Origin of the sequence: Bacillus sp. FSL R5-0709 (genome assembly GCF_038004785.1) — a bacterium.
In the GTDB taxonomy this organism is placed as follows: Bacteria; Bacillota; Bacilli; order Bacillales; family Bacillaceae_G; genus Bacillus_A; species Bacillus_A mycoides.
In genome coordinates, this window is the sequence record NZ_JBBORT010000001.1 from 1,273,796 (window position 1) to 1,297,200 (window position 23,405).

Below are 23,405 nucleotides of genomic sequence, written 5' to 3' on the forward strand. Positions count from 1 at the left end.
CTCCTTCTTTTCCATATCGAAAAATGTAAGCCATCTTGATGTAGTAGGAGGAAGAAAGAGTTTTGTTTGTGCTGCAGTTAGTTGCCACATTTTTCTTACTTGATGGAAGTAAATAGATTTTTTGAGTTTTCCTCGAACTGCTTTGCGAGTTCTAGTTGTTTGGACTTGAACTCTCCCAAAAAAACTTCTAACTGTTTTTGAACCTCTTCACGTTGCGACTGTTGTTGTTCGATAAAGTGTTTTGTTGTTTCTTCAAATTGGCCGCTAGTTTGAGTAAGAATAGACAAAGATGTTTTCGTAGGCGAAACAGTAAGTTGGTGCATTTGATTAGAAAGCTCATTCCACTTTTCTTGCCACTCGTTAATTTGATCATTTAAGGAGTTTCCAGTTAATTGCTTCACATAGTCTGTATATTGGTTATTGAACTGAGCAGTGAATTGGTGTAGTTCTTTTTCTAGTTCATCTACTCCTGATGTTAATTTATGCAAAGCGTCTTGTTGTTGTTTTAACGTTTCTAAAGTAAGTTGCTCTAATTGTTTCCCAGCTGAAGAGAAGAGGGAAAGAGATTGAGACCAGTTTTTCCAAAATGCATCGACTAATTCGTATGGCTTAGTTTCCATTGTTTGACCTCCAAATGTTTTTTTGCATATTGTGAACGCAGATTACTCTGCTGTACCACCAGGTGAAGATGAAGAATCCTTTTCATCCTTTTCTGGAGAAGTAGAAAATGGAAAGAATGCATTGGTGTATAACGTGAAAAACGTCCGCAACATATTTTGATAATGTTCAAAAGAAGTCGCACATGTTGTTAAATATTGCTCTCCATATTCTGTTAAAGAATAAATTCGTTTCGCTGGCCCGCCTTCGCTTGTATCCCAAGTAGAAGAAATAAGATTTTCTTTTTCTAATTTGCGTAGTGTCCTATACACATTACCTTGGTCAACAGAAGAAAAGCCGATGTCCATTAGCATTTGAATAAGTTTGTAACCATGAAGACTCCAGTCTTTTAGACAGAGAAGTAAGAAAGGAACTAAGAAGTTTTTTGGCATGGAGTTTGGTTGTTTCGCTTGGTTTTTTTCCAAACTTTCTGGGTGTTCTGGTTCATTATGTAGCATGATTGTGCATCACCTCATGAATCAGTTAGATGGAATTTTTTGCTTATAAGTGCAATTTACACCTATCTGTTTTTAATGTCAATACATTTGTTAGAAAATAAAGAAAAATAAAATATATACTTGAAGTTTTATTCGGAATATTAGAAAATAGTGAATAGGTTGAATTGTTTCAAAAACGAAAAAGGGAGTGTAGTCGAAGTGATTGATCAAAAATTCGATCCATTGCAAGCATGGAAAAATGCTTATGAACAAACCGAAACATTTTGGGGAAAAGCGCTCAATGAAACAATTAAAACAGAAGAATATTCTGCTTGGATGGGCAGCGTTCTAGATTTGAATTTGTTTTATCAAAAAGCATTAAATGATACGACAAAAAATTATTTAGAACAGGTGAATGTGCCGACGAGAGAGGATATCGCTAGAGTAGCTACGCTTGTTATTAACTTAGAAAATAAAGTTGATAACATCGAGGAAATTCTAGAAGAGAAAGTGGATTCATTAGGACAAGCTCCTACATTAAAGCGTGATGTTACGAAAGTAAAACAAGATATGCGCACGTTAGAAACGAAAGTTGATCAAATTTTAGAATTGCTAGAAAAGCAAAATGCAGTACTAGCTAAACTACAAGTACCTGTAAAAGAAGAAGTAAAGGCTGTAAATAAGCCAGAAAATAAAAAATGATAATCGCGTTTGTTTATAACTTGTAAAAGAGAGAGGGAGAATCTCTTTTCATGTATAAACAACGAAACATAATTAATATATGGACTCAATTAGTATGAGTACTAAAATGATTCATAACAATCGTTCACAAATTCATTTAAGGGGGAAAAGAAATGGTTCAATTAAATGGCAAAGTAGCAATCGTAACAGGTGGGGCAAAAGGAATTGGAAAAGCAATTACAGTAGCATTAGCAGAAGAGGGAGCAAAAGTAGTTATTAACTATAACAGCAGTAAAGAAGCAGCTGAAAACTTAGTAAATGAATTAGGAAAAGAAGGACATGACGTTTATGCAGTTCAAGCGGATGTTTCTAAAGTAGAAGATGCAAACAGACTTGTAGAAGAAGCTGTGAATCATTTTGGTAAAGTTGATATTCTTGTTAATAATGCTGGTATTACAAGAGATCGTACATTCAAGAAGTTAAATCGTGAAGATTGGGAGCGCGTAATTGACGTGAACTTAAGCAGTGTATTTAATACGACAAGTGCGGTACTTCCATACATATCGGAAGCAGAAGAAGGAAGAATCATTAGTATTTCTTCTATTATTGGCCAAGCTGGTGGATTTGGACAAACAAACTACTCAGCAGCAAAAGCAGGTATGCTAGGATTTACAAAATCATTAGCGTTAGAACTTGCAAGAACAAATGTAACTGTAAACGCAATTTGCCCAGGATTTATTGATACTGAAATGGTAGCAGAAGTACCAGAAGAAGTGCGTCAAAAAATCGTTGCGAAAATCCCGAAAAAACGTTTTGGTCAAGCTGATGAAATTGCAAAAGGTGTAGTATATCTATGCCGTGACGGTGCGTATATCACAGGTCAGCAATTAAACATTAACGGCGGATTATACATGTAATGAAGTAAGAAAAAAGTGCATATCCATAGCAGGAATGCACTTCTTTTTTTAGAAAGAAATTGACCAAAAAGGAGATAGGAAAAATGACTACATTCGTAACGGAATGGGAAAAGCAATTGGAGTTGTACCCAGAAGAATATCGTAAAGCATATCGCCGTGTGAAAAGAGCGAGCGAAGTTTTATTACGCGAACCAGAACCACAAGTTGGTTTAACACCGAAAGAGGTTATTTGGACGAAGAATAAAACGAAGCTGTATCGTTACATTCCAAAACAAGAAAAAACACAGAGAGTTCCAATCTTATTAATATACGCTCTTATTAATAAACCGTATATTATGGATTTAACTCCAGGAAATAGTTTAGTGGAATATTTAGTAGATCGTGGTTTTGATGTGTATATGCTTGATTGGGGCACATTCGGTTTAGAAGATAGTCATTTGAAGTTTGATGATTTCGTGTTCGATTATATTGCAAAAGCAGTGAAAAAAGTAATGAGAACTGCAAAATCGGACGAGATTTCTTTACTTGGTTATTGCATGGGTGGAACGTTAACATCTATTTATGCAGCGCTTCATCCGGACATGCCAATTCGTAACTTGATTTTTATGACAAGTCCTTTTGATTTCTCTGAAACAGGATTATACGGTCCTTTATTAGATGAGAAATATTTCAATTTAGACAAAGCGGTTGATACATTCGGAAATATTCCGCCAGAAATGATTGATTTCGGAAATAAGATGTTAAAACCAATTACAAACTTTGTCGGTCCATATGTTGCTTTAGTCGATCGTTCAGAAAATGAGCGCTTCGTCGAAAGTTGGAAATTAGTTCAAAAGTGGGTAGGCGATGGTATTCCGTTCCCAGGTGAATCGTATAGACAATGGATTCGTGATTTTTATCAAAATAATAAATTAGTGAAGGGTGAACTCGTTATTCGCGGACAAAAGGTAGACCTTGCAAATATTAAGGCGAATGTCTTAAATATTTCTGCGAAGCGTGATCATATCGCTCTGCCATGTCAAGTAGAAGCTTTACTTGATCATATTTCTAGCACAGATAAAGAGTATGTATGTTTACCGACAGGACATATGTCTATTGTGTATGGTGGAACGGCTGTAAAGCAAACATATCCGACGGTTGGAAATTGGCTTGAAGAGCGTTCTAATTAAAGAGAAGAAATCCAACTAGCGTATGTTAGTTGGATTTTTTTATGGAAAATGACGAAACATAGAAAGGAGAAAATTACATGGTAGGAGTATAATATATGAAGCTTATGACTGGTAAGTTGTTTTGGAGTGCTGGAGTTTCTGTACCTTGTTATCCAACGTTAGAAAATGATATGATATGTGATGTACTAGTAATTGGAAGTGGAGAAGCAGGTGCTCATATAGCGTATTCGTTAGCTAAAATTGGAATGCGTGTTATGCTCATTGAAAAAAGAGCAATTGCATGTGGTAGCACAGCTGCAAATACAGGATTATTACAATTTGTTCATGATAAATCGTTAACCTCTCTTATTCATACATTTGGTGAAGAGAAAGGGGTACGAGCATATAGACTTTGTTATGAAGCGCTGCAAACAATGGAGAAGGTTGTGCCAACTCTCGATATTGATCCCCATTTTATTCCGCGAAATAGTTTGTATTATGCAAGTAGAGATGAGGATGTTTCATTTTTACAAGAAGAATATAATACGTTACGCCATTATGGATTTCCGGTTGAATATTTTACAGAGTCTGATATTAAGAAACGTTATTCATTTGCAAAACAAGCAGCGTTATATACAAGCGGTGATGCAGAAGTGAATCCGTATTTATTAGCGCATAGTCTTTTGCATAAAGCGAAACAAATGGGCGCTACTATATACAAACATACAGAGGCATTACATATTAAACAAATCCAAAATGATTTAATTTGTTATACGAAAACAGGAAATAAAATTGTAGCAAAGAATATTATTATGGCGACAGGTTATGAAGCAATTTTTGGAAAGAAAGAAAAAAATACAACAGTAGAAACGTCTTATGCCGTTGTGACAAATAAGATAGATTATTTTGAAGGCTGGCATGAGCAATCGTTAATTTGGGAAACAGCACGTCCGTATTTGTATAGTCGAACGTATCAAAATCGCATTGTTATAGGCGGATTAGATGAGGCGCTGAAAATTCAAAAAATCGGCGATACGAAATTATTGCATAAGCGTGATCTTCTTATTAACATTGTAAAAGAAATGTTCCCGCAGTATAAAAATATACGGGCAGAGTACTATTGGGCAGCAGCATTTGGTGGCAGTCATGACGGTCTTCCTATTTTAAAAGAAGATAAAAAAATACATAATTTATATTACGCACTGCCGTATGGGGGAAATGGAACTGTATACGGAATGGTATTTGCGAAACTATTTCAGCAGTTATTTACAAATGAAGAAAGTGATGATTTTTCTTTATTTAATCGATAGAAAAAAGGTAGCGAAGTGATGGAATGAGAGATATAAAAAAGTTTTTACAAAAGTTACGTCCCGTACAACTTATCGTTGTATTTTATTTACTAGCAGTAGTCGTATCGGTAATTTTGCTTAGTTTACCATTTGTTACGAAGCCTGAAGTGAAATGGACATTTATCGATGCACTATTTACATCTGTTAGTGCGGTAAGTGTTACAGGACTGTCTGTTGTTACGATTTCAGATACGTTTACAACGGCAGGAATTATTGTTTTAGCCCTTATTTTACAATTAGGCGGATTAGGAATTATGGCGCTTGGTACATTCGTCTGGATTATAACGGGGAAAAAGATTGGTTTGCAAAGAAGAAGATTAATTATGGCAGACCATAACCAAGGGAATTTATCGGGTCTTGTAGAATTGATGCGTTCTATTTTAATTGTAATTATTTCGATAGAACTCATTGGAGCAATACTGTTAGGTACAAGGTTCTTACTATATTTCCCGACTTGGCAAGAAGCTTATTTTCACGGTTTCTTTGCCGCTGTGAGTGCAACAACGAACGGAGGATTTGATTTAACAGGACAATCACTTATTCCGTACAAAAAAGATTATATTGTTCAAATGATTCATATGTTGCTTATTATTTTAGGAGCTATCGGTTTCCCAGTGTTAATGGAAGTAAAACAATTCCTTAGTAAAAGGCGACAACAACTATTTCGCTTTTCGTTATTTACAAAATTGACGACAACGACATTTTTTGTACTCGTTATTGTTGGAACAATTATGATTTTTCTATTAGAACGAAATCATTTTTTAGTAGGAAAGTCATGGCATGAAACTGTATTTTATACATTATTCCAATCTGTGACGACGCGAAGTGGAGGACTCGCTACAATGGACATACGTGAATTATCACAACCAACGCTTTTATTTATGAGTATATTAATGTTCATTGGGGCATCTCCAAGTTCAGTTGGGGGCGGAATACGTACAACAACATTTGCAGTTAGTATATTATCGTTATATACATTTGCAAGAGGCGGGAGAACAGTCCGAGTTTTCAAACGTCAGCTACATGAAGAGGACGTGTTGAAAGCATCTGTCGTTATGACGATGGGGATTTTATTATGTGCCTCAGCGCTATTCATTTTATCTATTACGGAAAATGTACCGCTTATGAGCTTAATCGTTGAAGTTTGTTCTGCTTTCGGAACGACGGGACTATCAACAGGTGTTACTCCTGATTTAACAACTGTTGGTAAACTTGTACTCATTGTACTTATGTTTATCGGACGCGTCGGTATTTTAACATTTATATTAGCTAGTGGCGGAAGAGAGCAACCGCCTCGCTATAAATATCCGAAAGAGAGAATTATTATTGGATAGTATGAAACCATTCTACCTATGTTAGGTAGAATGGTTTTTTAGTCGTTAATTCCGAATTGGGGATGCATAAAAGCATCATTTTTATTATCAACTTCGTTTTTAAGTAATTCTTGATTTTCTTCTGCAATCCATCCGATATCATTTGTAGGATGGATCCATTCTTCCCCAGCCATAATGGCAGGATCTACCTCATCACTCCAATTATTAAGAGGACTGTTAGTGGAATCGTATTTACTGTCTCCAATTACAACATCATATTGATTTATAAAAGGTTGTTGCATCTTTTTGCCTGTGCCTTTAAAAGAAGGAAAGTTCATTTGATGAGGGAGCGTCTCGTCTAAAATTGGCGATTGTATCGTTTCTTTTTCTTTCAAAGTAATCGCTCCTTTTTGTAATGGCTTGTTCGTATGTAGTATTTCCATCTATAAGCTCTTATGTACTTGTTAACACTTCCCAGTAATAATTACTGTAAGTTGTTTCAAACTAGAATAGAAAGTTATTTCGTGAGAGCAGGTGAATATGTTGGTAAAAAGAAAAGTAAAACAAAATGCAGCAATTAATAATAATAAAACTCCGAAAGAAAGCTTACCAGATGCAGAATTTGCATTAGAGTATGAAGGAGAAAATAGTGCGAAGTATGCAAATCGTAATTCAAAAAAAGGTAAACAAAAGTGAGGCGTTTTTTACAAACGCCTCATTTTTTTGTGGGATTATAAAGGTTTTTTTAATTATTTGTAAATTTCACGTTTGATATTAGCAGAAAAATGCGAAAAAACATAGAAGTAGCAACGTATTACACAAAAACAAACAACAAACAAAAGATTAATGTTGGTTTAATACTGCTTTTACACTAGTTGTTTATATTAGAGTTGTACATAAGATTTGTAAAAGGAGAGAGAGACAGTGAAAAAAACAATCTTTAAAGCTGTAGCAACTGGAATGGTATTTTCGTTATTAATGGGGTGTGGTGCAAAGAAAGAAGAAAGTGCTGGAGCAAAAGTAAAAGATGATAAATTATCTGGATCATTAACTGTTTACACAGCGATTGAAGAAGAGCTTGTACCGATTTATCTTGATTCTTTTAAACAGAAGTACCCAGACGTGAAGTTGAACATTGTTCGTGATTCAACAGGAGTTATTACAGCGAAATTGCTAGCTGAAGGAAAAAATACACAAGCAGATGTTGTATGGGGAACTGCAGCGTCTAGTCTATTAGCTTTAGAGAAAAAAGATATGTTAAAAGGATACTCTCCAAAAGGAGCAGATCGTGTCCTTTCGCAATTTAAAGACGATAAGAAACCAGAAAAATGGGTAGGAAATACTGCATTTATGACGGGGATTGCTGTAAATAAAGAAGAATTGAAGAAGAAAAATTTACCGATGCCAGAATCATATGAAGATTTAACGAAACCAGAATATAAAGGAACGCTAGTTATGCCGCATCCGGCTTCTTCTGGAACAGGATTTTTAACAGTTTCTGCATGGCTACAAATTATGGGAGAAGATAAGGGCTGGGATTACATGAAGAAACTTCATGATAATATGGCAACTTATACTCATTCAGGTTCAAAACCAGCGAAATTAGCAGGTGCAGGTGAATATCCAGTTGGTGTATCAATGGTTTATAGTGCTTTGAAAGAGAAACAAAAAGGTGCACCAGTTGAAGTTGTACTGCCGAAAGAAGGATTAGGCTGGGAAGTAGAAGCGAACGCACTTATTAAAAAAGATAATGCTAAAAATGATAAATTAGCGCAAGCATTTTTAGATTGGGCAATTACAGATGATGTAATGAAGTTATACTTCGAGAAAAATGGATTTGCGACAATTAAAAATGATTATAAACTTCCAGATGGATTCCCTAAAGATGTGACAGAAAAGTTATATAAAAAGAATGACTTTAAATGGGCAGCAGAAAATCGTGACAAAATTTTAGAAAAATGGGAAAAAGAGTTTGGCCAAAAAGCAGAACCGAAAAAGTAAGTGAGTGGGAGAGAGAAAAATGAGCGAATATTTATCAATTCAACACATCCAAAAACAGTTTGATGCATTTACAGCGTTAAAGGATATTTCTTTTACTGTGAAAAAAAATGAGTTTGTTTGTTTATTAGGCCCAAGTGGTTGTGGGAAAACGACATTGCTCCGAATTTTAGCGGGGCTAGAAGAGGCAACAACAGGTAGTATTGCTGTGAATGGAAAAGATATTACAGCATTACCACCTGGAAAGAGGAACTTCGGAATGGTTTTTCAATCGTATGCATTATTTCCGAATTTAACTGCACTTGAAAACATTGAATACGGCTTAAAAACAAAAAAATATGGAAAAGCAGAAGTAAAAGAAAAAGCGCTATCGGCGTTAGAACTTGTGGATTTGCTGAATGTAAAAGATAAATATCCTGCTCAAATGTCTGGTGGACAACAGCAGCGAGTAGCACTTGCACGTGCGCTCGCTCTGTCTCCCGATATTTTGTTACTTGATGAGCCGTTATCTGCTTTAGATGCAAAAGTGCGTGAAAAGTTGCGCAGAGAAATGCGTGATTTGCAAGAAAAAGTGGGAGTAACAACTATTATGGTAACGCATGATCAAGAAGAGGCATTAACGATGGCTGATAAAATTGTTGTAATGAATCATGCGGAAATTATGCAGATTGGAACACCAGAGGAGATTTATCAAAGACCAGCCAATCCGTTTGTGGCAGATTTTATTGGTTCTATTAATTTCTTTTCGAAAAATAACGAAGAACATGCGATTCGTCCTGAACATGTAACAGTTGTACAAAATAATGGTATTAAAACAGTTGTAGAAAGCATGGAATTTCGCGGTTCTGTATACCGGACGGAAGTGCGGGTCATAGAAGAGAAAACACACCTTTATAATGAGAAAATTGTAGTGGATATATTGGCATCAGAAGTAGGGGAAACTGCTATTAGAAAAGGAAAGCCAATTCAAATCTCTTTCTCAGAAAATCATATGTTGTCATATGGAAAGAAGGTCATTGTATAGATGGAGATGTTAGAAAACTTTAAGGCAGAAAGTACAAAAAAAAAGATTAAGAGACGTATCGGTAAAGAAGAGTGGATACAAAGACTATTAATTATTGGTATGCTTCTTTCATTTTTTATCATGCTTGTATTGCCTTTATTACAACTGTTTACACAAGCCTTTTATGATAAAGATGGAGCTTTTGTTGGTGTTGCGAATTTCAGTAAATATTTCACAACACCAACGCTAGTTCAATCACTACAAAATACGATATGGATTTCGGGCGCTACAACAATTATTTCGGTTACACTTGCTTTCGCTTACGCATATGCGATCGCTCGTACAAATGTTTTTGGAAAGCGCGTATTTCAATACATAGCATTATTACCATTATTCGCACCAACGATGATGCACGGTATTGCACTTACATATTTATTTGGTAATCAAGGGTTAATAACAAAAGGAATGTTTGGTTTATTTGAAGGAATACAAATACCGTTATACGGACCAGTAGGAATTGTAATGGCTGAAGTTATGTATACATTTCCGCAAGCATTCCTTATTTTATTAATTGCTCTCCAAGGTTCTGATTATCGTTTATATGAAGCTTCTAATATGTTGGGTGCAAGTAAAGTGAAACAGTTTTTTACGGTTACTTTACCTAGTGTGAAATACGGATTAATTAGTGCGATGTTCGTTGTATTTACACTTAGTTTCACTGATTTTGGGGCACCTAAAATTGTTGGAGGACAATATAACGTACTTGCTACTGACGTATATAAGCAAGTAATTGGACAGCAAAATATGTCCATGGGCGCAACTGTCGGAATGATTTTATTGATCCCAGCTATTTTCGCATTTGCAGTTGATCGTATTACGCAAAGAAAACAGGCGAATCTCTTATCTTCAAAAGCAGTACCTTACAGAATAATAAATAATAAGAAAAGAGATGTTATTTCATTCGTATATTGTAGCATAGTCACGTTTATGATCATTCTTTTATTTGTGGCAGTTGGTATTGCTGCAAGTGTGAAAGTATGGCCATATAATATGAGTTTTACACTTGAGCATTTTAATTTTTCAAGTTTGACAGGAGACGGAATTGAAGCATTTAAAAATAGTGTAATTGTCTCAGCTATTACGGCAGTTATCGGGGCGATTTTAACATTTGTGTTCGCTTATGCGATTGAAAAAATAGAACAGCTACAGTTTTTCAGAAAAGTAGGCTACTTTTTCTCTATTGTACCGTTAGCGATTCCTGGATTAGTACTTGGATTAGGATATGTCTTTTTCTTTAGTCAACCAACAATTCAAATTCTAGGACTTTCAGTAACAAATCCGTTTCATTCCTTATATGGCACAATTGCTGTTTTAGTATTAGTAAATATCATTCATTTTTACTCTGTAACGTTTGTTACCGCAACGACTGCTTTAAAGAAACTAGACCGAGAGTTTGAACTTGTTTCACAGTCGATGAGCGTACCGTTTTATAAAACTTTCTTTCGAGTAACAGTACCGATGTGTTTACCAGCTATTTTAGAAATGGTTATGTACTATTTCGTAAATTCAATGGTGACTGTATCGGCAGTAGTGTTCTTATATGCGGCTGATTTTAAACTAGCTGCTGTATCAATTGTAAATATGGACGATGCAGGAAATGTAGCACCAGCAGCTGCAATGAGTGTACTTATTGTTGTTACAAATATTGTAGTGAGGGTTGTATATGAATGGGGAACGAAAGCACTTCGTAACCGAACGTCACAATGGCAAAAAAGATAAGTAAGAAGGGTGATGGATAGAATGAAAATTGAAGCAGTTATTTTTGATTGGGCAGGTACGACAGTTGATTACGGATGTTTTGCACCATTAGAAGTATTCATGAAGATTTTTCATAAACGCGGTGTTGAAATTACAGCAGAAGAAGCTCGCAAACCAATGGGGTTATTGAAGATTGATCATGTTAGGGTATTAACGGAAATGCCCCGTATTTCGAATGAGTGGAAGCATGTCTTCGGACAATTACCAACAGAAGAAGATATTCATGAGATGTATGAAGAGTTTGAAGAAATTCTCTTTGCTATTTTACCGTACTATGCCACGCCAATTGATGGGGTAAAAGAAGTGGTTTCTTCACTACGTGAAAGAGGTATTAAAATTGGATCAACAACTGGTTATACGAGAGAAATGATGGACATTGTTGCAAAAGAAGCAGAAATACAAGGGTATAAACCTGATTTTCTTGTGACGCCAAATGATGTTCCAGCAGGTCGTCCATATCCGTGGATGTGTTATAAAAATGCGATGGAACTCTGTGTATACCCAATGAATCATATGATAAAAGTTGGAGACACCGTGTCAGATATGAAAGAGGGCAGAAATGCTGGAATGTGGACAGTTGGTGTAATCCTCGGTAGTAGTGAGCTCGGTTTAACGGAAGAGGAAGTTGAGAATATGGATCCGTTAGATCTTCGTGAAAAAATAGAAGTAGTTCGTAATCGTTTCGTTGAAAATGGGGCTCATTTTACAATTGAAACGATGCAGGAGCTCGAAAACGTAATTGAACATATCGAAAAACAAGAACTTATTATTTCATAAAGGGGGGCACACGATCATGAATGAAAATCACTATTTATTATTAACACCAGGACCATTAACGACAACAAAAACTGTAAAAGAAGTTATGTTATACGATTGGTGTACGTGGGATGTTGAATATAACACTATGGTGCAAGATGTAAGAAATAGGCTTGTATCGTTAGCGACAAAGGAAGAAGAAAAGTACACAACAGTTTTAATGCAGGGAAGCGGTACGTTTGCGGTTGAAGCAGTAATTGGTTCTGTTATTCCTAGAAACGGAAAGCTGCTAGTTTGTACAAATGGTGCGTATGGTAAGCGGATTGTACAAATGGCAGAGATGTTACATATAGATGTGGTGGTCAGTCAAACAGAAGAGTGGGAGCCTACTAATATTGCAGAAGTAGAACAGTTATTACAACAAGATAAAGAGATTACGCATATTGTAGTTGTTCATTGTGAAACAACTACAGGTATTATTAATCCAATTGTAGACGTATGTAAATTGGGAAAACAATACGGAAAAGTTACACTGGTTGACGCAATGAGTAGTTTCGGTGGTATTGAAATAGATATCGCTGAGTTGCAAATTGACTTTCTAATTAGTAGTGCGAATAAATGTATTCAAGGTGTTCCCGGATTCGGTTTTGTCATCGCAAATCGTGATGAACTATTGAAATGTAAAGGGCAAGCTCGTTCTTTATCATTAGATTTATATGATCAGTGGGAAACGATGGAAGAGCAAAATGGGAAATGGCGCTTTACTTCACCTACACATGTTGTACATGCTTTTTATCAGGCATTACTTGAATTAGAAGAAGAAGGCGGGATAAGAGCCCGTTACAATCGATATTATAGCAATCAAAAACTACTAGTGCACAAAATGAAAGAAATGGGCTTTAAGCCATTAGTAGATGAAAAATATCAATCTCCTATTATTACATCTTTCATTTATCCAGAAGCAGGATTTGAATTTTTGCAGCTATATAATGAATTAAAGCGATATGGATTTGTTATTTATCCAGGTAAAATTTCGAAAGTAGATACGTTCCGCATTGGAAATATCGGTGATGTACATGAAGACGATATTAATCGCTTAGTTGATAGTATTGCTAAAGGGGTTGTTATAGGGTGAAAGTATTTTGCTTAGGTGGAGCAGGTAAAATTTGTCGTGAAGCAATTTTAGATTTAGTTCAATTTTCATCTTTTGAGACGATTACGGTAGCCGATTTTAATGAAGAGGAAGGCCGAAAAGTAGTAGAGTGGTTAAATGATCCTCGTGTTGATTTTGTGAAAGTCGATGTGACAAATCATGAGGATACGGTCGCAAAAATGAAGGGCTATAACATTGTAATGGATGGTACGACGATAAAGTTAAATGGATTGTCTACTCGCTGTATCGCAGATGCCGGTTGTCACGGTGTGAACTTAAATGGATTTGGTGAAGAAAATGAATCCCACTCCAAATTTGTTCAACATGGAACAACATGTTTACCTGGGTTTGGTATGACACCAGGTGTAACGCAAATGATGGCCATGTATGCAGCAAATCAGTTAGATACTGTAGAGTCAGTTCGAGTAAGTCATGGCTCGTATCGTCCAATTGCTTTTTCTGCATCAATTACAGAGACAACGACATATGAATATGATCCACATTTGCCGACGCGTACAGTGTATGAGGAAGGTGAATTTAAGCAAGTACCTCCGTTTGCGCGCCCGAGAGAAATTGAATTACCAGCACCTTACGGAAAAACAATGCAGTATATAATCCCGCATTCAGAAACGATTACGTTAGCGAAGGCACTGGAAGATAAAGGTGTACAGCTTATTGAAACAAGAGGAACTTGGCCAGAGCAAAATATGCAGCTCGTTCGTGCTTTATATGATTATGGTATATTGCGTAATGATCAAATTGAAATAAACGGTAAAGAAATTGGTATTATGGATTGTATTTCGAAGTATCTATTAAAATCGAAAGAAGGACAAGCAACAGAGCTTTATGGTTATGCACTTCATGTAGAAGTAGTAGGTATGAAAAATAATCAAGAACAAAGGCATGTGTTATACCATACGCATCCGCTATCTGACGGTTCTGTAGTAGGTTGGGAGAAATTAAGGGCCTATACAAGAAATGTTGGTATCCCATTTGGAATCGCTACAGAGTTAATTGCAAAAGGAGTAGTTAATAAAGTCGGTGTTATTACTCCTGAAGAAGCTTTCGAAAATCCACAAATTATTTTTGACGAACTAGAAAAGCGCGGTATTTATATTCATGAAGAGATTTTCACTGAAAAAGAAAATTATAACTTTGTATAAGTAAGACAGTTTATGAGGTAGATATAAATGGGGTGAGGCTATGTCTGTAGTAGGTGAAGAGAGAAAGAGGACAATTCTTGAGAAGGTAGAGTTTAAAGGAAAAGTAAAAGTTTCAGAATTAGCGAGAGAGTTCGCAGTATCAACAGAGACGATTCGTCGGTATTTAGAAGAATTAGATCGTGAAAAAAAATTGAAGAAAGTGTACGGTGGAGCCGTTCAACTTCCGGGAGCTGGGATAGAGGCACCGATGTTAGAACGAGAGATGCTGCATATAGAAGAGAAGAAAAGAATTGGGTATAAAGCAGCAACGTTTGTGGAAGATGGAGATGTTATTGCGATTGATGATGGAAGTACACCACTTCAAATGGTGCCATATCTTGTTCATCGTAAAAATTTAACGATTGTAACAAGTTCATTTCCAGTAGCAACACAATTAATTTCTTCTATTAATAAAAAGATGTTTCACGGTGAAGTTTTATTTATAGGCGGGAAAGTATCTCCAAAACATTCACGTGTGTCGGGGTCTATTTCACAGCAAGTAATTCATCAATTTCATTTTCATAAAGCATTCGTTTCGATTGATGGGTTGTTGCAAGGTTTTGGGGTTTCTAGCTTTGAATTAGAAAAGGCGAAACTGTCAGAAGCGATGATGAAATTAGCTGAGAAAACGTATATTTTATGCGATCATACAAAGGTAGGCGTCAAAGGGAACTACCGAATAGCAGGATTTTCTCGTATTCAACATATTATTTGTGATAAGAAAATGCCCTATAGTTTTGAAGAAGAAGTCAAAAAGCATAATATTCAATGGACAGTTTGCTAAATGAATTGAATACGTTTAGACTCCCACCTAATTTTTAGGTGGGAGTTTTACTATCAGCAAGTAAAAAAATAAAAGCTTTGTATTTATGCAAAAAGTGGACACATTTTCTCATCTCGTTCATATAATTTACCAATACAAAAAAAGTTGGTCGAAGGAAAGAAGGGAAAGTATGTCGGAACGGATATATAATAAACTTGTATTGTATGCAAACATTTTGCAAAAAATTGGTGTTATTAATGAAAAAGAAAAAAGTGAAATCCTTCATACGATAGGCAAAAAAGCCCTTTGAGTAAAGGGTTTTTTATTTTTTATCTATGGAAATATAAACGTAATGTAATATTCTTATTGACAATGATAATGAGATTCATTATCATTTATTATGTTAGCAATTGATAGTAATTATCAATTGAAATATATATAAGATAAGGGGATATTATTTTGAAAAAAAGTTATATTAAAGCTCTAGTAGTAGCAACAACATTAGCTATTCCATTTGCTGCGTATTCTACTCCAGCGTTAGCAGCAATAAAAATTGAAGCAAACCAGTCGGTAGCAGCAGCCAGTGATCGCACGTATGATACTGAGATTAAAATATATAAGGATCAAAAAGATGAGCCATCTATGGTTTCTCAGTACATAAAAAATCCTAAAGTAGCAATTGAAGATGGGAAAAAAATCGTTACTGTAACAATACAAGATAGCGATTATTTTCAATATCTTAGAATAGAAGATAGAAATCAACCTGGTGTATTTCATGATGTGAAAGTTCTGTCAGAAGATAAAAGAAAAAATGGAACGAAAGTAGTCCAATTTGAAATTGGCGAATTTGAGCAGAAGCACAATATGCAAATGCATATATTTATTCCGGCTATTGGATATGATCACAAATATCAAGTTCAATTTGAAATTAAAGATCCAACTGTAGGTGAAAAAGAAACAGAGAAACCAGATGATAACTCTAATTCAGGCAATACGGAAACAGATAATCCAGTTGATAATCAAAATATGATAACAGATAACAAATTAAGAGAACTTGTTAATAAAAAAGTATTTAATAGAAAAGATTTAAATACACCAATTACGAAAGAAGAGTTATTACAAGTAAAGGACTTGTTTTTAAACACGAATGAGATTCTGGATTATAGTGCATTAAAATATATGCCAAATTTAAAATCTTTAACAGTTGCGAATGCGAAGATAACAGATCCGTCGTTCTTTGCGAATTTAAAGCAATTAAATCATTTAGCTTTGCGTGGTAATGAATTTTCAGATGTAACACCACTTGTTAAGATGGAAAATTTAGAATCTCTTGATTTGAGTAATAATAAAATTACAAACGTTGCACCACTAATTGAAATGAAAAATGTAAAAAGTTTATATCTATCAGGCAACCAAATAGAAGATGTAACAGCATTAGCGAAAATGGAACAGCTAGATTACTTGAATTTAGCAAATAATAAAATTACGGATGTTGCTCCATTAAGCGCATTGAAAAATGTAACATACTTAACTTTAGCAGGTAATCAAATTGAAGATATTAAACCGTTATATTCATTACCTTTAAAGGACTTAGTATTAACGCGTAATAAGGTTAAAGATTTATCGGGTATTGATCAAATGAATCAATTAAATAAATTATTTATCGGTAAAAATCAAATTGAAGATGTAACACCACTTGCTAAAATGACTCAGCTTACAGAATTAGATTTACCTAATAATGAGTTAAAGGATATTACTCCATTATCAAATCTAGTAAACTTACAAAAACTTGATTTAGAAGCAAATTATATTTCAGACTTATCGCCAGTTAGTAAGTTGAATAAGTTAGTATATTTAAGTTTTGTTGCAAATGAAATCCGTGATGTTAGACCAGTAATAGAACTAAGTAAGAAAGCTTATATTAATGTCCAAAACCAAAAAGTCTTTTTAGAGGATACAGAAGTAAATAAAGAAGTAAAAGTACCTATATACGAAAAAGACGGCGAGGTATCTACAAAAATCCGTCTGAAGAGTGATGGTGGTACGTATAGTAATGGTGTAGTGAAATGGAGTACACCAGGTGAGAAAGTATATGAATTTGGAGTGAAAGATCCATTTGCGGATACAGGAATCTTCTTTACAGGATCTGTAATTCAAAATGTAGTAGAAAGTAAAGGGGACAACAATTCTAAAGAAGATGAGAAAGTAGAGGTAGTAGAATTTAAAGATGTACCAAAAGGACATTGGTCAGAAGAAGCAATTCATTATTTAGCGAAAGAAAATATTTTCAAGGGATATGGAAATGGACAATTTGGATTTGGGGATAATATTACTCGTGGACAAGTTGCATCTTTAGTACAAAGGTACTTGAAATTAGAAAGTAAAGTAGAGCAGAAAGAGATGTTTACTGATACGAAAGGGCATATGTTTGAGCAAGATATTGCTACAGTTGCACAAGCTGGAATTATGCAAGGAGATGGTACAGGTAAGTTTCGTCCAGAAGGAGTATTAACTAGGTACGAGATGTCAGTAGTATTACAAAAAGTATTTCAGTTAAATGAAACTGAAAATAATTTGGAGAACTTTACAGACGTACCAACAGGTCATTGGGCAGAAGGATATGTGAAAGCATTAGTGGATAATAATATATCAAAAGGTGACGGGAATGGGAACTTTTTAGGGGATGATTTCGTAACACGTGAGCAATATGCGCAATTTCTGTATAAAGCAATAAAAAAATAATAAATGAGAAAAATACGTTATTCTTTAATAAGAAGAATAACGTATTTTTTATATGTACAAAATCAAGTGCTAAATAGACAGGAGTGTTTACATGTGATAGGCCTATTTTTCCGATAGGTGCTGAAACCATATTGACAAAAAGGCATTCTCGTGTGATAATTCAATTAAATTTTTAGAATAATCAAAAAACATTCCTTTTATATAGAAAGGATTTGAATATTATATTAATATTACGCCGGGGGTGACGAAATGTTATTTTTTCTGAAAAAATGGAACGAATTAAAAGATGTGAAAGCAGAATTGGCACTTCGCGATTGGTTTTATGGTACGAAAATTAGTTTATCGATGTGTACGTCAAAAGAGCCATTAACATTTTTAGTGAATGTAGAGGGAAGAGATAAAGGGGTATTTTCTGAAGAAGATTTTATTGTCGTAAATTGCATGTGTGAGCCAGTATTTGAAAACGAAGAAAAACCAGCTATAGAGTCATTTATGCATGCGGATATTTATAAAAAAAGTAGTGCAGAATGCATTTTACAAGTCCAGACTGTAGATAGTCATTTAATGTCAGAGCTATATGGGAAAGAAGGAGAAGTAACATTCGAAAAACGTAGTGTGGAACGTGTTTTTGGAAAAGACGGTATTACAGAAATGACAATTCCAATTGTAGAAGATGAAAAGAAATTCGCTAATTTATTAGAAAATAATGTTCCGAATTTTATTGAAGGTGGAGGAGTAGTCCTTGTTCATAATTACGGAATGATCGTGTGGGGAAAAACTCCAGAAGAAGCGAAAAAATGGTTGGAAGGTATAGAGTATTTAATGAACTATCACGTAAAGCTTTTAATGATAAAAGGGGCAAAAAGTTCTGTTATATAAAGATGTATTCACAGAGATTACCATCCCTTAAAAATGAAAGCGTTTTAAAAAGAGATTTTACTCATAAAATATAGGTCTCCTTATTATATATAGATTACATGTTGACATGTAAGGAGGAACATATTTTGCGAGTTAAATATCATTTTCTGCCAAAACAGCAGGTGACATTTTGCAAAACGAATGATTCTGGTGAAAAGGCGTTACAAATTATGAATGAAACGGGATTTCGCGCAATTCCTGTATTAGCAGAAAATGAGAAGGAATTCACGGGGATTATTTATAAAGTAGATCTTTTAGAAAAGAAGTGTAATAGCAGATTAGAGGATGTAAGTATAGAAGATGTACTGGAAAGTCCAAATTCGTTTATTTTTGAAAAGGATTCTTTTTTTAGAGCTTTTTACGTTATTCGTCGTCTCCCGTTTTTAGCGGTTTTAAATGAGTATAATGAATTTGTCGGCATTTTAACACATTCTAATGTATTTGATGTCATTGAGGATTCGTTCGGTATGCGGACGGGTGGTTATATATTAACAATTGCAACACAAGATTGTAAGGGAACAATTAAAGAGCTTGGGACATTATTAAAAGCATATAATATCGGTGGACTGTTTACGCTTGATAACGGTGATCAATATATTCGCCGTGTTATCGTAAATATATCGGATGAGTTAAATGAAAAAAAATTAAAGCAATTAATTGAAAAGATAGAGAAAAAGGGATTCAGGGTGAGTCATGTAGATTATATTTAAGTTGAAAAGGAAAGGTACCTATCTGCTATGTGTAGATAGGTATCTTTTTTAGTGCGAGAAATGAATTTTATTTTGAAACAGAAGGTGGAGATAATGCTAAATCAGATAAAAAAATAAAGTCTGCATGCTCACGAATTTTAGGAATAGAAGTTTCGATAATACGTGATGTAATTTCACCTGGAGCCCCAACGTGTCCGATAGCTACCATAATGGGTTTGTCTTGGATTTTTTTTATGAGTAATTGTGCTTGTTTTGAAATGTGACTTACCGTATATACATCATCAAAAAATAATTGGTTTTCAATAATAGGAACGCCTAATTCTTTACCGATTTTTGGGACAACACTATTAGGGTTTGTTTTACTATCTAAATAAAATAAACCGTGTTTTTTACAGGCAGAAAGTATAAGACGTACAATCCTTTCATCAGCGGTTACTTTTGATCCCATATGATTGTTCATTCCTATTGCATGAGGTATTTCTTGAATTGCTTGTTCGAGTCGGTTGTTTATTTCTTCATCGCTTAAATCTGTTGTAATCGCTTTTGGTCCAAGCCACTCTTTTTTTCCTCTAATTGGTTCCATTGGCATATGTATAATAACTTCATGCCCTTTTTTATGGGCAGCTATTGCATCTTGTTTAGTAGAAGGAAGAAATGGCATAACAGCAACAGTGAGTGGAATAGGAAGTGATAACATCTTATCTGTGCCTTTCATATTATTGCCGAAATCATCGATGACAATAGCAACTTTATTCGTATGAGCGTTTGCTTGAATAGGAAAGAGGAAGAATGGTATGAACAGGGTGAAGATAAGAACTGTAATAGTATATTTGCGCATATAAATATTTCCTTTCTATTTTATCCCGCTATTTGCGGGCAGTAAGACTCCCACCTCAAAATTTGGCTGGAGTAAAGAAGTTAGGTGGAAAATCCACTGCCCATAAACGCCCGATTGGTGAAGGCTAATAATTAGTGGAGGATGGACAAAACCCCCACTGATTAAAGTTCACTTTATCAATCATCATTATGTTTTGCGTTTTTACATAAATTAAACAAAAAATGTCGAAGAAAAGTACATTGAAAATAGAGAATCCACTGTTTACTGAGTATTTACAAAAAAGAAGATGAAAAAAATGTCTATTATTGCGAATGTATTTACAAAGATAGAATAATTTGTAATAATTCTCAAAGTGAGGGTAAGGATTTGTAAATTACAGGGGAAAAATGTTAAATTTTCTGATTCTTCAATTTTAAATAGAATTAAGTGTTTAAAGGGCTAAAGTAGAAGAGGCGTTGAGAGTATGGAAGAAAAATAAGGGGGATATGGATGTTTACTGTAAAAAGGAAGTACACATTAGAAAAGCTTTCGCATGATATTCATATGAAACGTGAAGAAATGATTCATTTAGGATTAACAAGTGGGTTAAATAGTATGGAGACAATTCAAGTTAGTCAAGAATTGGACAAGCTTATCGTACAGTATCAGCGTTACAAAGAAAAACAAACACCGAAATGGTTTTCAATTATAAAGGTTCCTATTTTTCAAATTGGGTATGAAGGGAAATCAAACAATTTTTGGAGAATGTTTGTAGCTGGTTTTATGAAATAAGTATAATTACCCTTTTAGGATAAGGATAATTATACTATGTGTAATGGAATCTCTATATGAACTGTCGTTCCTTTGTTTTCTTTACTATCAATAAATATATGCCCACTGTACATCTCTACAATTCGTTTACATATAACAAGCCCAAGACCTGTTCCAGTATCTTTATTAGTAAAGAACGGATGAAAGAGGTGTTTTTGAATATGTTTAGGAATCCCTTTTCCAGTATCAATAATTTGCAAGTGTGCGTGTTTTTCGTTGTTTGTTACTACAATGGTTAATGTATCACCAGAAGCCATAGCTTCAATTGCATTTTTTGTAATGTTTAAAACCACTTGTTTCATATGGTCTTTTGAGCAACGTATACGAACAGGGTGGTCTGGCAAATGTAAATGAAATACAATGTTATGTAGATTCGCTTCAGATTGGATAATTAATGCGACCTCATTAAGAATCGTTCTTACATCATATGTTTGTTCAATGATGGCAGTTGGTTTTCCAAGAATAAGAAATTCGCTTGCAATTTCATTAATCCGCTCTATTTCTTGTTCGATTACGGAAAAGTAGAACTGATCCTGTTCATCTTTATATTTCTCTTTTAACAGAGCAACGAGTCCTTTAATTCCAGTAAGAGGGTTACGGATTTCATGAGCTGTACTAGCTGCAAAAGTTCCAACCAATTCAATTTTTTGTAGTTCATTTTGTTGTCTTTCTAGTTTTGTTTGACGTTTTAATAACATATATTGAGCAAGTAAAAATAAAATAGACATTAAAAATAAAGTAGCTATACACTCTATTGAAACTAACTGGTATAAAGTTTGTTGATGAATAGGTAACGGAGAAACAGAGACTTTCCAATTTAATCTTTGGAGTGGGGTAGTAAGCATGTTAGAATGCCCATCGCTTGTTTCGTTATTATCATCGGTTAGAAAAACTACATCATGTTTATCAGTCACTTCGAAATGATATTGTGGTTTAATAGCATTTAAAGAGGCTGAAATGTAGTCAAAGCGTAAACTTGCTAATAATAATCCTGAGAGTTCCTTTTGTCTATTAAATATTGGAGACGCAATCATAATAGCTTGATGTCCAAGAACGCGATCTGTAATAACTGATGATACAGTTGTTTTCTTAGATTGCAATGCATCTTGGATGTATTGGCGGTCAGAAACGTCAATAGGCGGCGAATCGCCTTGGGATGCGAGTGTAATCATCCCATCTGTCGTAGCGTAATATAGACCGGAAAAACGTTGATCATTTCCATCGGTATCATGTACAATCTGTTTAATCCCATTGATGTTGCCAGTTTCGGTACCTACGACTTTTGCGAGCATTTCTAAGGCAGATATAGCTTCACCAAGGTGATGGTCTAAATAGTCTCTATATAAAAAGAGAACAGTGTGAGCAGATAGTTTGTTTGCCTGTTTCATTTGATAAGTGTGATATGAAAAAAATGTGGCACCAATCCCTATCGTTGGCAGTATAACAAGCAGTATGTAAAAAACTATGCTTTGTAATTTGACTTTCAAATTTGGTACTCCTTCTTTTTTTATTATCATTATATATAAACTATGTTAAAATTGTCATGTTTTTATTCAAGAATCATTTGCATTACATTAGGGAAAGGAAAAGGAATGAGTGAATATTCATTCGGAAGTTGTAATGAGGTACTACGTTGCTTTTCTTTTTGTTGCGGAGAATTTAAGTGAAGGGTTGAAATGGTATGACATCAAATAATGAGCGAGAAGACATTTCTCAATCTTTAAAAGTATTTATTGCATTATCCCGTGTACATCGTTCTGTTATGGATACTACAAATAAATCCATACAAAGTAACGGATTAAATCCAACTGAGTTTGCTGTATTAGAATTACTATATCATAAAGGAGGCCAACCACTTCAGCAAATCGGTGAGCGTATTTTAATAGCTAGTGGCAGCATTACATACGTTGTAGATAAGCTAGAGAAAAAAGGGCTTGTAAAACGAATTCCATGTCCAAATGACAGGCGTGTTATTTATGCACAATTAACGGAGTCTGGAGAGAGCTTTATTGCTTCTATTTTTCCAGGTCATGAGCGAGTTATATATCAGTCTTTTGAAATGTTAACGAAGGATGAGAAGGATGAATTACTCGAGCTATTGAAAAAAATTGGAAAGTATGAAAAATGATGATATGTTCCAAAGGAGCTTTGGATAAAGAAATCCAAGGCTTTTTTGTGTGCATGTATTTATG

Annotated in this window: 23 protein-coding genes; 18 read left to right on the forward strand and 5 right to left on the reverse strand. The window is 34.7% G+C overall.

Annotated features, from left to right (window positions below):
• Positions 1-95: 95 nt before the first annotated feature.
• Together phaP and phaQ are read right to left on the reverse strand one after the other, a co-directional pair.
• Positions 96-620: a polyhydroxyalkanoic acid inclusion protein PhaP gene (gene phaP, locus MKX37_RS06525; RefSeq protein ID WP_002011575.1), complete on the reverse strand. Its 525-nt coding sequence runs from the start codon at positions 618-620 to the stop codon at positions 96-98.
• A 42-nt stretch (positions 621-662) separates the two neighbouring features.
• Complete coding sequence (gene phaQ / locus MKX37_RS06530; protein WP_000903018.1) at positions 663-1,115, reverse strand: poly-beta-hydroxybutyrate-responsive repressor; 453 nt, start codon at positions 1,113-1,115, stop codon at positions 663-665.
• A 198-nt stretch (positions 1,116-1,313) separates the two neighbouring features.
• On the opposite strand from phaQ, the gene phaR reads away from it, so the two are divergent.
• From phaR to MKX37_RS06555, 5 genes are all read left to right on the forward strand, one after another.
• The gene (phaR, locus tag MKX37_RS06535; protein WP_078202987.1) at positions 1,314-1,796 is read left to right on the forward strand and encodes a polyhydroxyalkanoic acid synthase subunit PhaR; all 483 of its coding nucleotides are present in this window, start codon (positions 1,314-1,316) and stop codon (positions 1,794-1,796) included.
• A 152-nt stretch (positions 1,797-1,948) separates the two neighbouring features.
• A complete protein-coding gene (locus MKX37_RS06540) occupies positions 1,949-2,692 on the forward strand; it encodes an acetoacetyl-CoA reductase (protein WP_000250406.1) in 744 nt (247 codons plus the stop codon).
• An 83-nt stretch (positions 2,693-2,775) separates the two neighbouring features.
• Positions 2,776-3,861 carry a class III poly(R)-hydroxyalkanoic acid synthase subunit PhaC gene (phaC, locus tag MKX37_RS06545; protein ID WP_002011573.1) on the forward strand — a complete coding sequence of 362 codons (1,086 nt, stop codon included), beginning with the start codon at positions 2,776-2,778 and terminating at the stop codon, positions 3,859-3,861.
• A gap of 95 nt (positions 3,862-3,956) precedes the next feature.
• The gene (locus tag MKX37_RS06550; protein ID WP_002126152.1) at positions 3,957-5,150 is read left to right on the forward strand and encodes an NAD(P)/FAD-dependent oxidoreductase; all 1,194 of its coding nucleotides are present in this window, start codon (positions 3,957-3,959) and stop codon (positions 5,148-5,150) included.
• 23 nt (positions 5,151-5,173) lie between these two features.
• Positions 5,174-6,523 (forward strand): TrkH family potassium uptake protein, encoded by a 1,350-nt coding sequence (locus MKX37_RS06555; RefSeq protein ID WP_002126155.1) that lies wholly within the window; start codon positions 5,174-5,176, stop codon positions 6,521-6,523.
• A gap of 38 nt (positions 6,524-6,561) precedes the next feature.
• On the opposite strand, the gene MKX37_RS06560 is transcribed toward MKX37_RS06555, so the two are convergent.
• Entirely contained in the window at positions 6,562-6,945 is a 384-nt protein-coding gene (locus MKX37_RS06560; RefSeq protein ID WP_002011568.1) for a DUF3905 domain-containing protein, read from the reverse strand.
• 97 nt (positions 6,946-7,042) lie between these two features.
• Between MKX37_RS06560 and MKX37_RS06565 the strand changes: the two genes are divergently transcribed.
• The 11 genes from MKX37_RS06565 (at position 7,043) to cbpA (ending at position 19,565) form a co-directional block, all read left to right on the forward strand.
• Complete coding sequence (locus MKX37_RS06565; protein WP_002011566.1) at positions 7,043-7,198, forward strand: hypothetical protein; 156 nt, start codon at positions 7,043-7,045, stop codon at positions 7,196-7,198.
• Positions 7,199-7,426: 228 nt separating this feature from the next.
• Positions 7,427-8,503 (forward strand): putative 2-aminoethylphosphonate ABC transporter substrate-binding protein, encoded by a 1,077-nt coding sequence (locus tag MKX37_RS06570; RefSeq protein ID WP_002030507.1) that lies wholly within the window; start codon positions 7,427-7,429, stop codon positions 8,501-8,503.
• 19 nt (positions 8,504-8,522) lie between these two features.
• Positions 8,523-9,524 carry a putative 2-aminoethylphosphonate ABC transporter ATP-binding protein gene (locus MKX37_RS06575; protein WP_002130906.1) on the forward strand — a complete coding sequence of 334 codons (1,002 nt, stop codon included), beginning with the start codon at positions 8,523-8,525 and terminating at the stop codon, positions 9,522-9,524.
• Positions 9,525-11,282: a putative 2-aminoethylphosphonate ABC transporter permease subunit gene (locus MKX37_RS06580; RefSeq protein ID WP_002126162.1), complete on the forward strand. Its 1,758-nt coding sequence runs from the start codon at positions 9,525-9,527 to the stop codon at positions 11,280-11,282.
• Positions 11,283-11,303: 21 nt separating this feature from the next.
• Complete coding sequence (gene phnX / locus MKX37_RS06585) at positions 11,304-12,098, forward strand: phosphonoacetaldehyde hydrolase (RefSeq protein WP_002186358.1); 795 nt, start codon at positions 11,304-11,306, stop codon at positions 12,096-12,098.
• Between the two features lie 16 nt (positions 12,099-12,114).
• Positions 12,115-13,212: a 2-aminoethylphosphonate--pyruvate transaminase gene (gene phnW, locus MKX37_RS06590; protein WP_002168848.1), complete on the forward strand. Its 1,098-nt coding sequence runs from the start codon at positions 12,115-12,117 to the stop codon at positions 13,210-13,212.
• On the forward strand, positions 13,209-14,393 hold the full coding sequence (locus tag MKX37_RS06595) for a saccharopine dehydrogenase family protein (RefSeq protein ID WP_002126167.1): 1,185 nt from the start codon (positions 13,209-13,211) through the stop codon (positions 14,391-14,393). The genes phnW and MKX37_RS06595 overlap by 4 nt, the downstream gene beginning before the upstream one ends.
• Positions 14,394-14,433: 40 nt before the next feature.
• Positions 14,434-15,216 carry a DeoR/GlpR family DNA-binding transcription regulator gene (locus MKX37_RS06600; RefSeq protein WP_002030497.1) on the forward strand — a complete coding sequence of 261 codons (783 nt, stop codon included), beginning with the start codon at positions 14,434-14,436 and terminating at the stop codon, positions 15,214-15,216.
• Between the two features lie 438 nt (positions 15,217-15,654).
• The gene (locus MKX37_RS06605) at positions 15,655-17,937 is read left to right on the forward strand and encodes an NEAT domain-containing leucine-rich repeat protein (protein WP_050000104.1); all 2,283 of its coding nucleotides are present in this window, start codon (positions 15,655-15,657) and stop codon (positions 17,935-17,937) included.
• A 249-nt stretch (positions 17,938-18,186) separates the two neighbouring features.
• Positions 18,187-18,816, forward strand: coding sequence for a class II aldolase/adducin family protein (locus MKX37_RS06610; protein ID WP_002011549.1), 630 nt, complete (start codon positions 18,187-18,189; stop codon positions 18,814-18,816).
• Between the two features lie 125 nt (positions 18,817-18,941).
• Complete coding sequence (cbpA, locus tag MKX37_RS06615) at positions 18,942-19,565, forward strand: cyclic di-AMP binding protein CbpA (protein WP_002126172.1); 624 nt, start codon at positions 18,942-18,944, stop codon at positions 19,563-19,565.
• A gap of 67 nt (positions 19,566-19,632) precedes the next feature.
• Here the strand turns inward: cbpA and MKX37_RS06620 are convergent, their stop codons facing one another.
• A complete protein-coding gene (locus MKX37_RS06620) occupies positions 19,633-20,403 on the reverse strand; it encodes a divergent polysaccharide deacetylase family protein (RefSeq protein ID WP_002011545.1) in 771 nt (256 codons plus the stop codon).
• 489 nt (positions 20,404-20,892) lie between these two features.
• Between MKX37_RS06620 and MKX37_RS06625 the strand changes: the two genes are divergently transcribed.
• The gene (locus tag MKX37_RS06625) at positions 20,893-21,174 is read left to right on the forward strand and encodes an aspartyl-phosphate phosphatase Spo0E family protein (RefSeq protein WP_002011543.1); all 282 of its coding nucleotides are present in this window, start codon (positions 20,893-20,895) and stop codon (positions 21,172-21,174) included.
• 29 nt (positions 21,175-21,203) lie between these two features.
• Here the strand turns inward: MKX37_RS06625 and MKX37_RS06630 are convergent, their stop codons facing one another.
• Positions 21,204-22,700 (reverse strand): DUF3149 domain-containing protein, encoded by a 1,497-nt coding sequence (locus MKX37_RS06630; RefSeq protein WP_078421966.1) that lies wholly within the window; start codon positions 22,698-22,700, stop codon positions 21,204-21,206.
• A gap of 194 nt (positions 22,701-22,894) precedes the next feature.
• On the opposite strand from MKX37_RS06630, the gene MKX37_RS06635 reads away from it, so the two are divergent.
• Complete coding sequence (locus MKX37_RS06635) at positions 22,895-23,341, forward strand: MarR family winged helix-turn-helix transcriptional regulator (RefSeq protein WP_078421967.1); 447 nt, start codon at positions 22,895-22,897, stop codon at positions 23,339-23,341.
• Positions 23,342-23,405 lie beyond the last annotated feature (64 nt).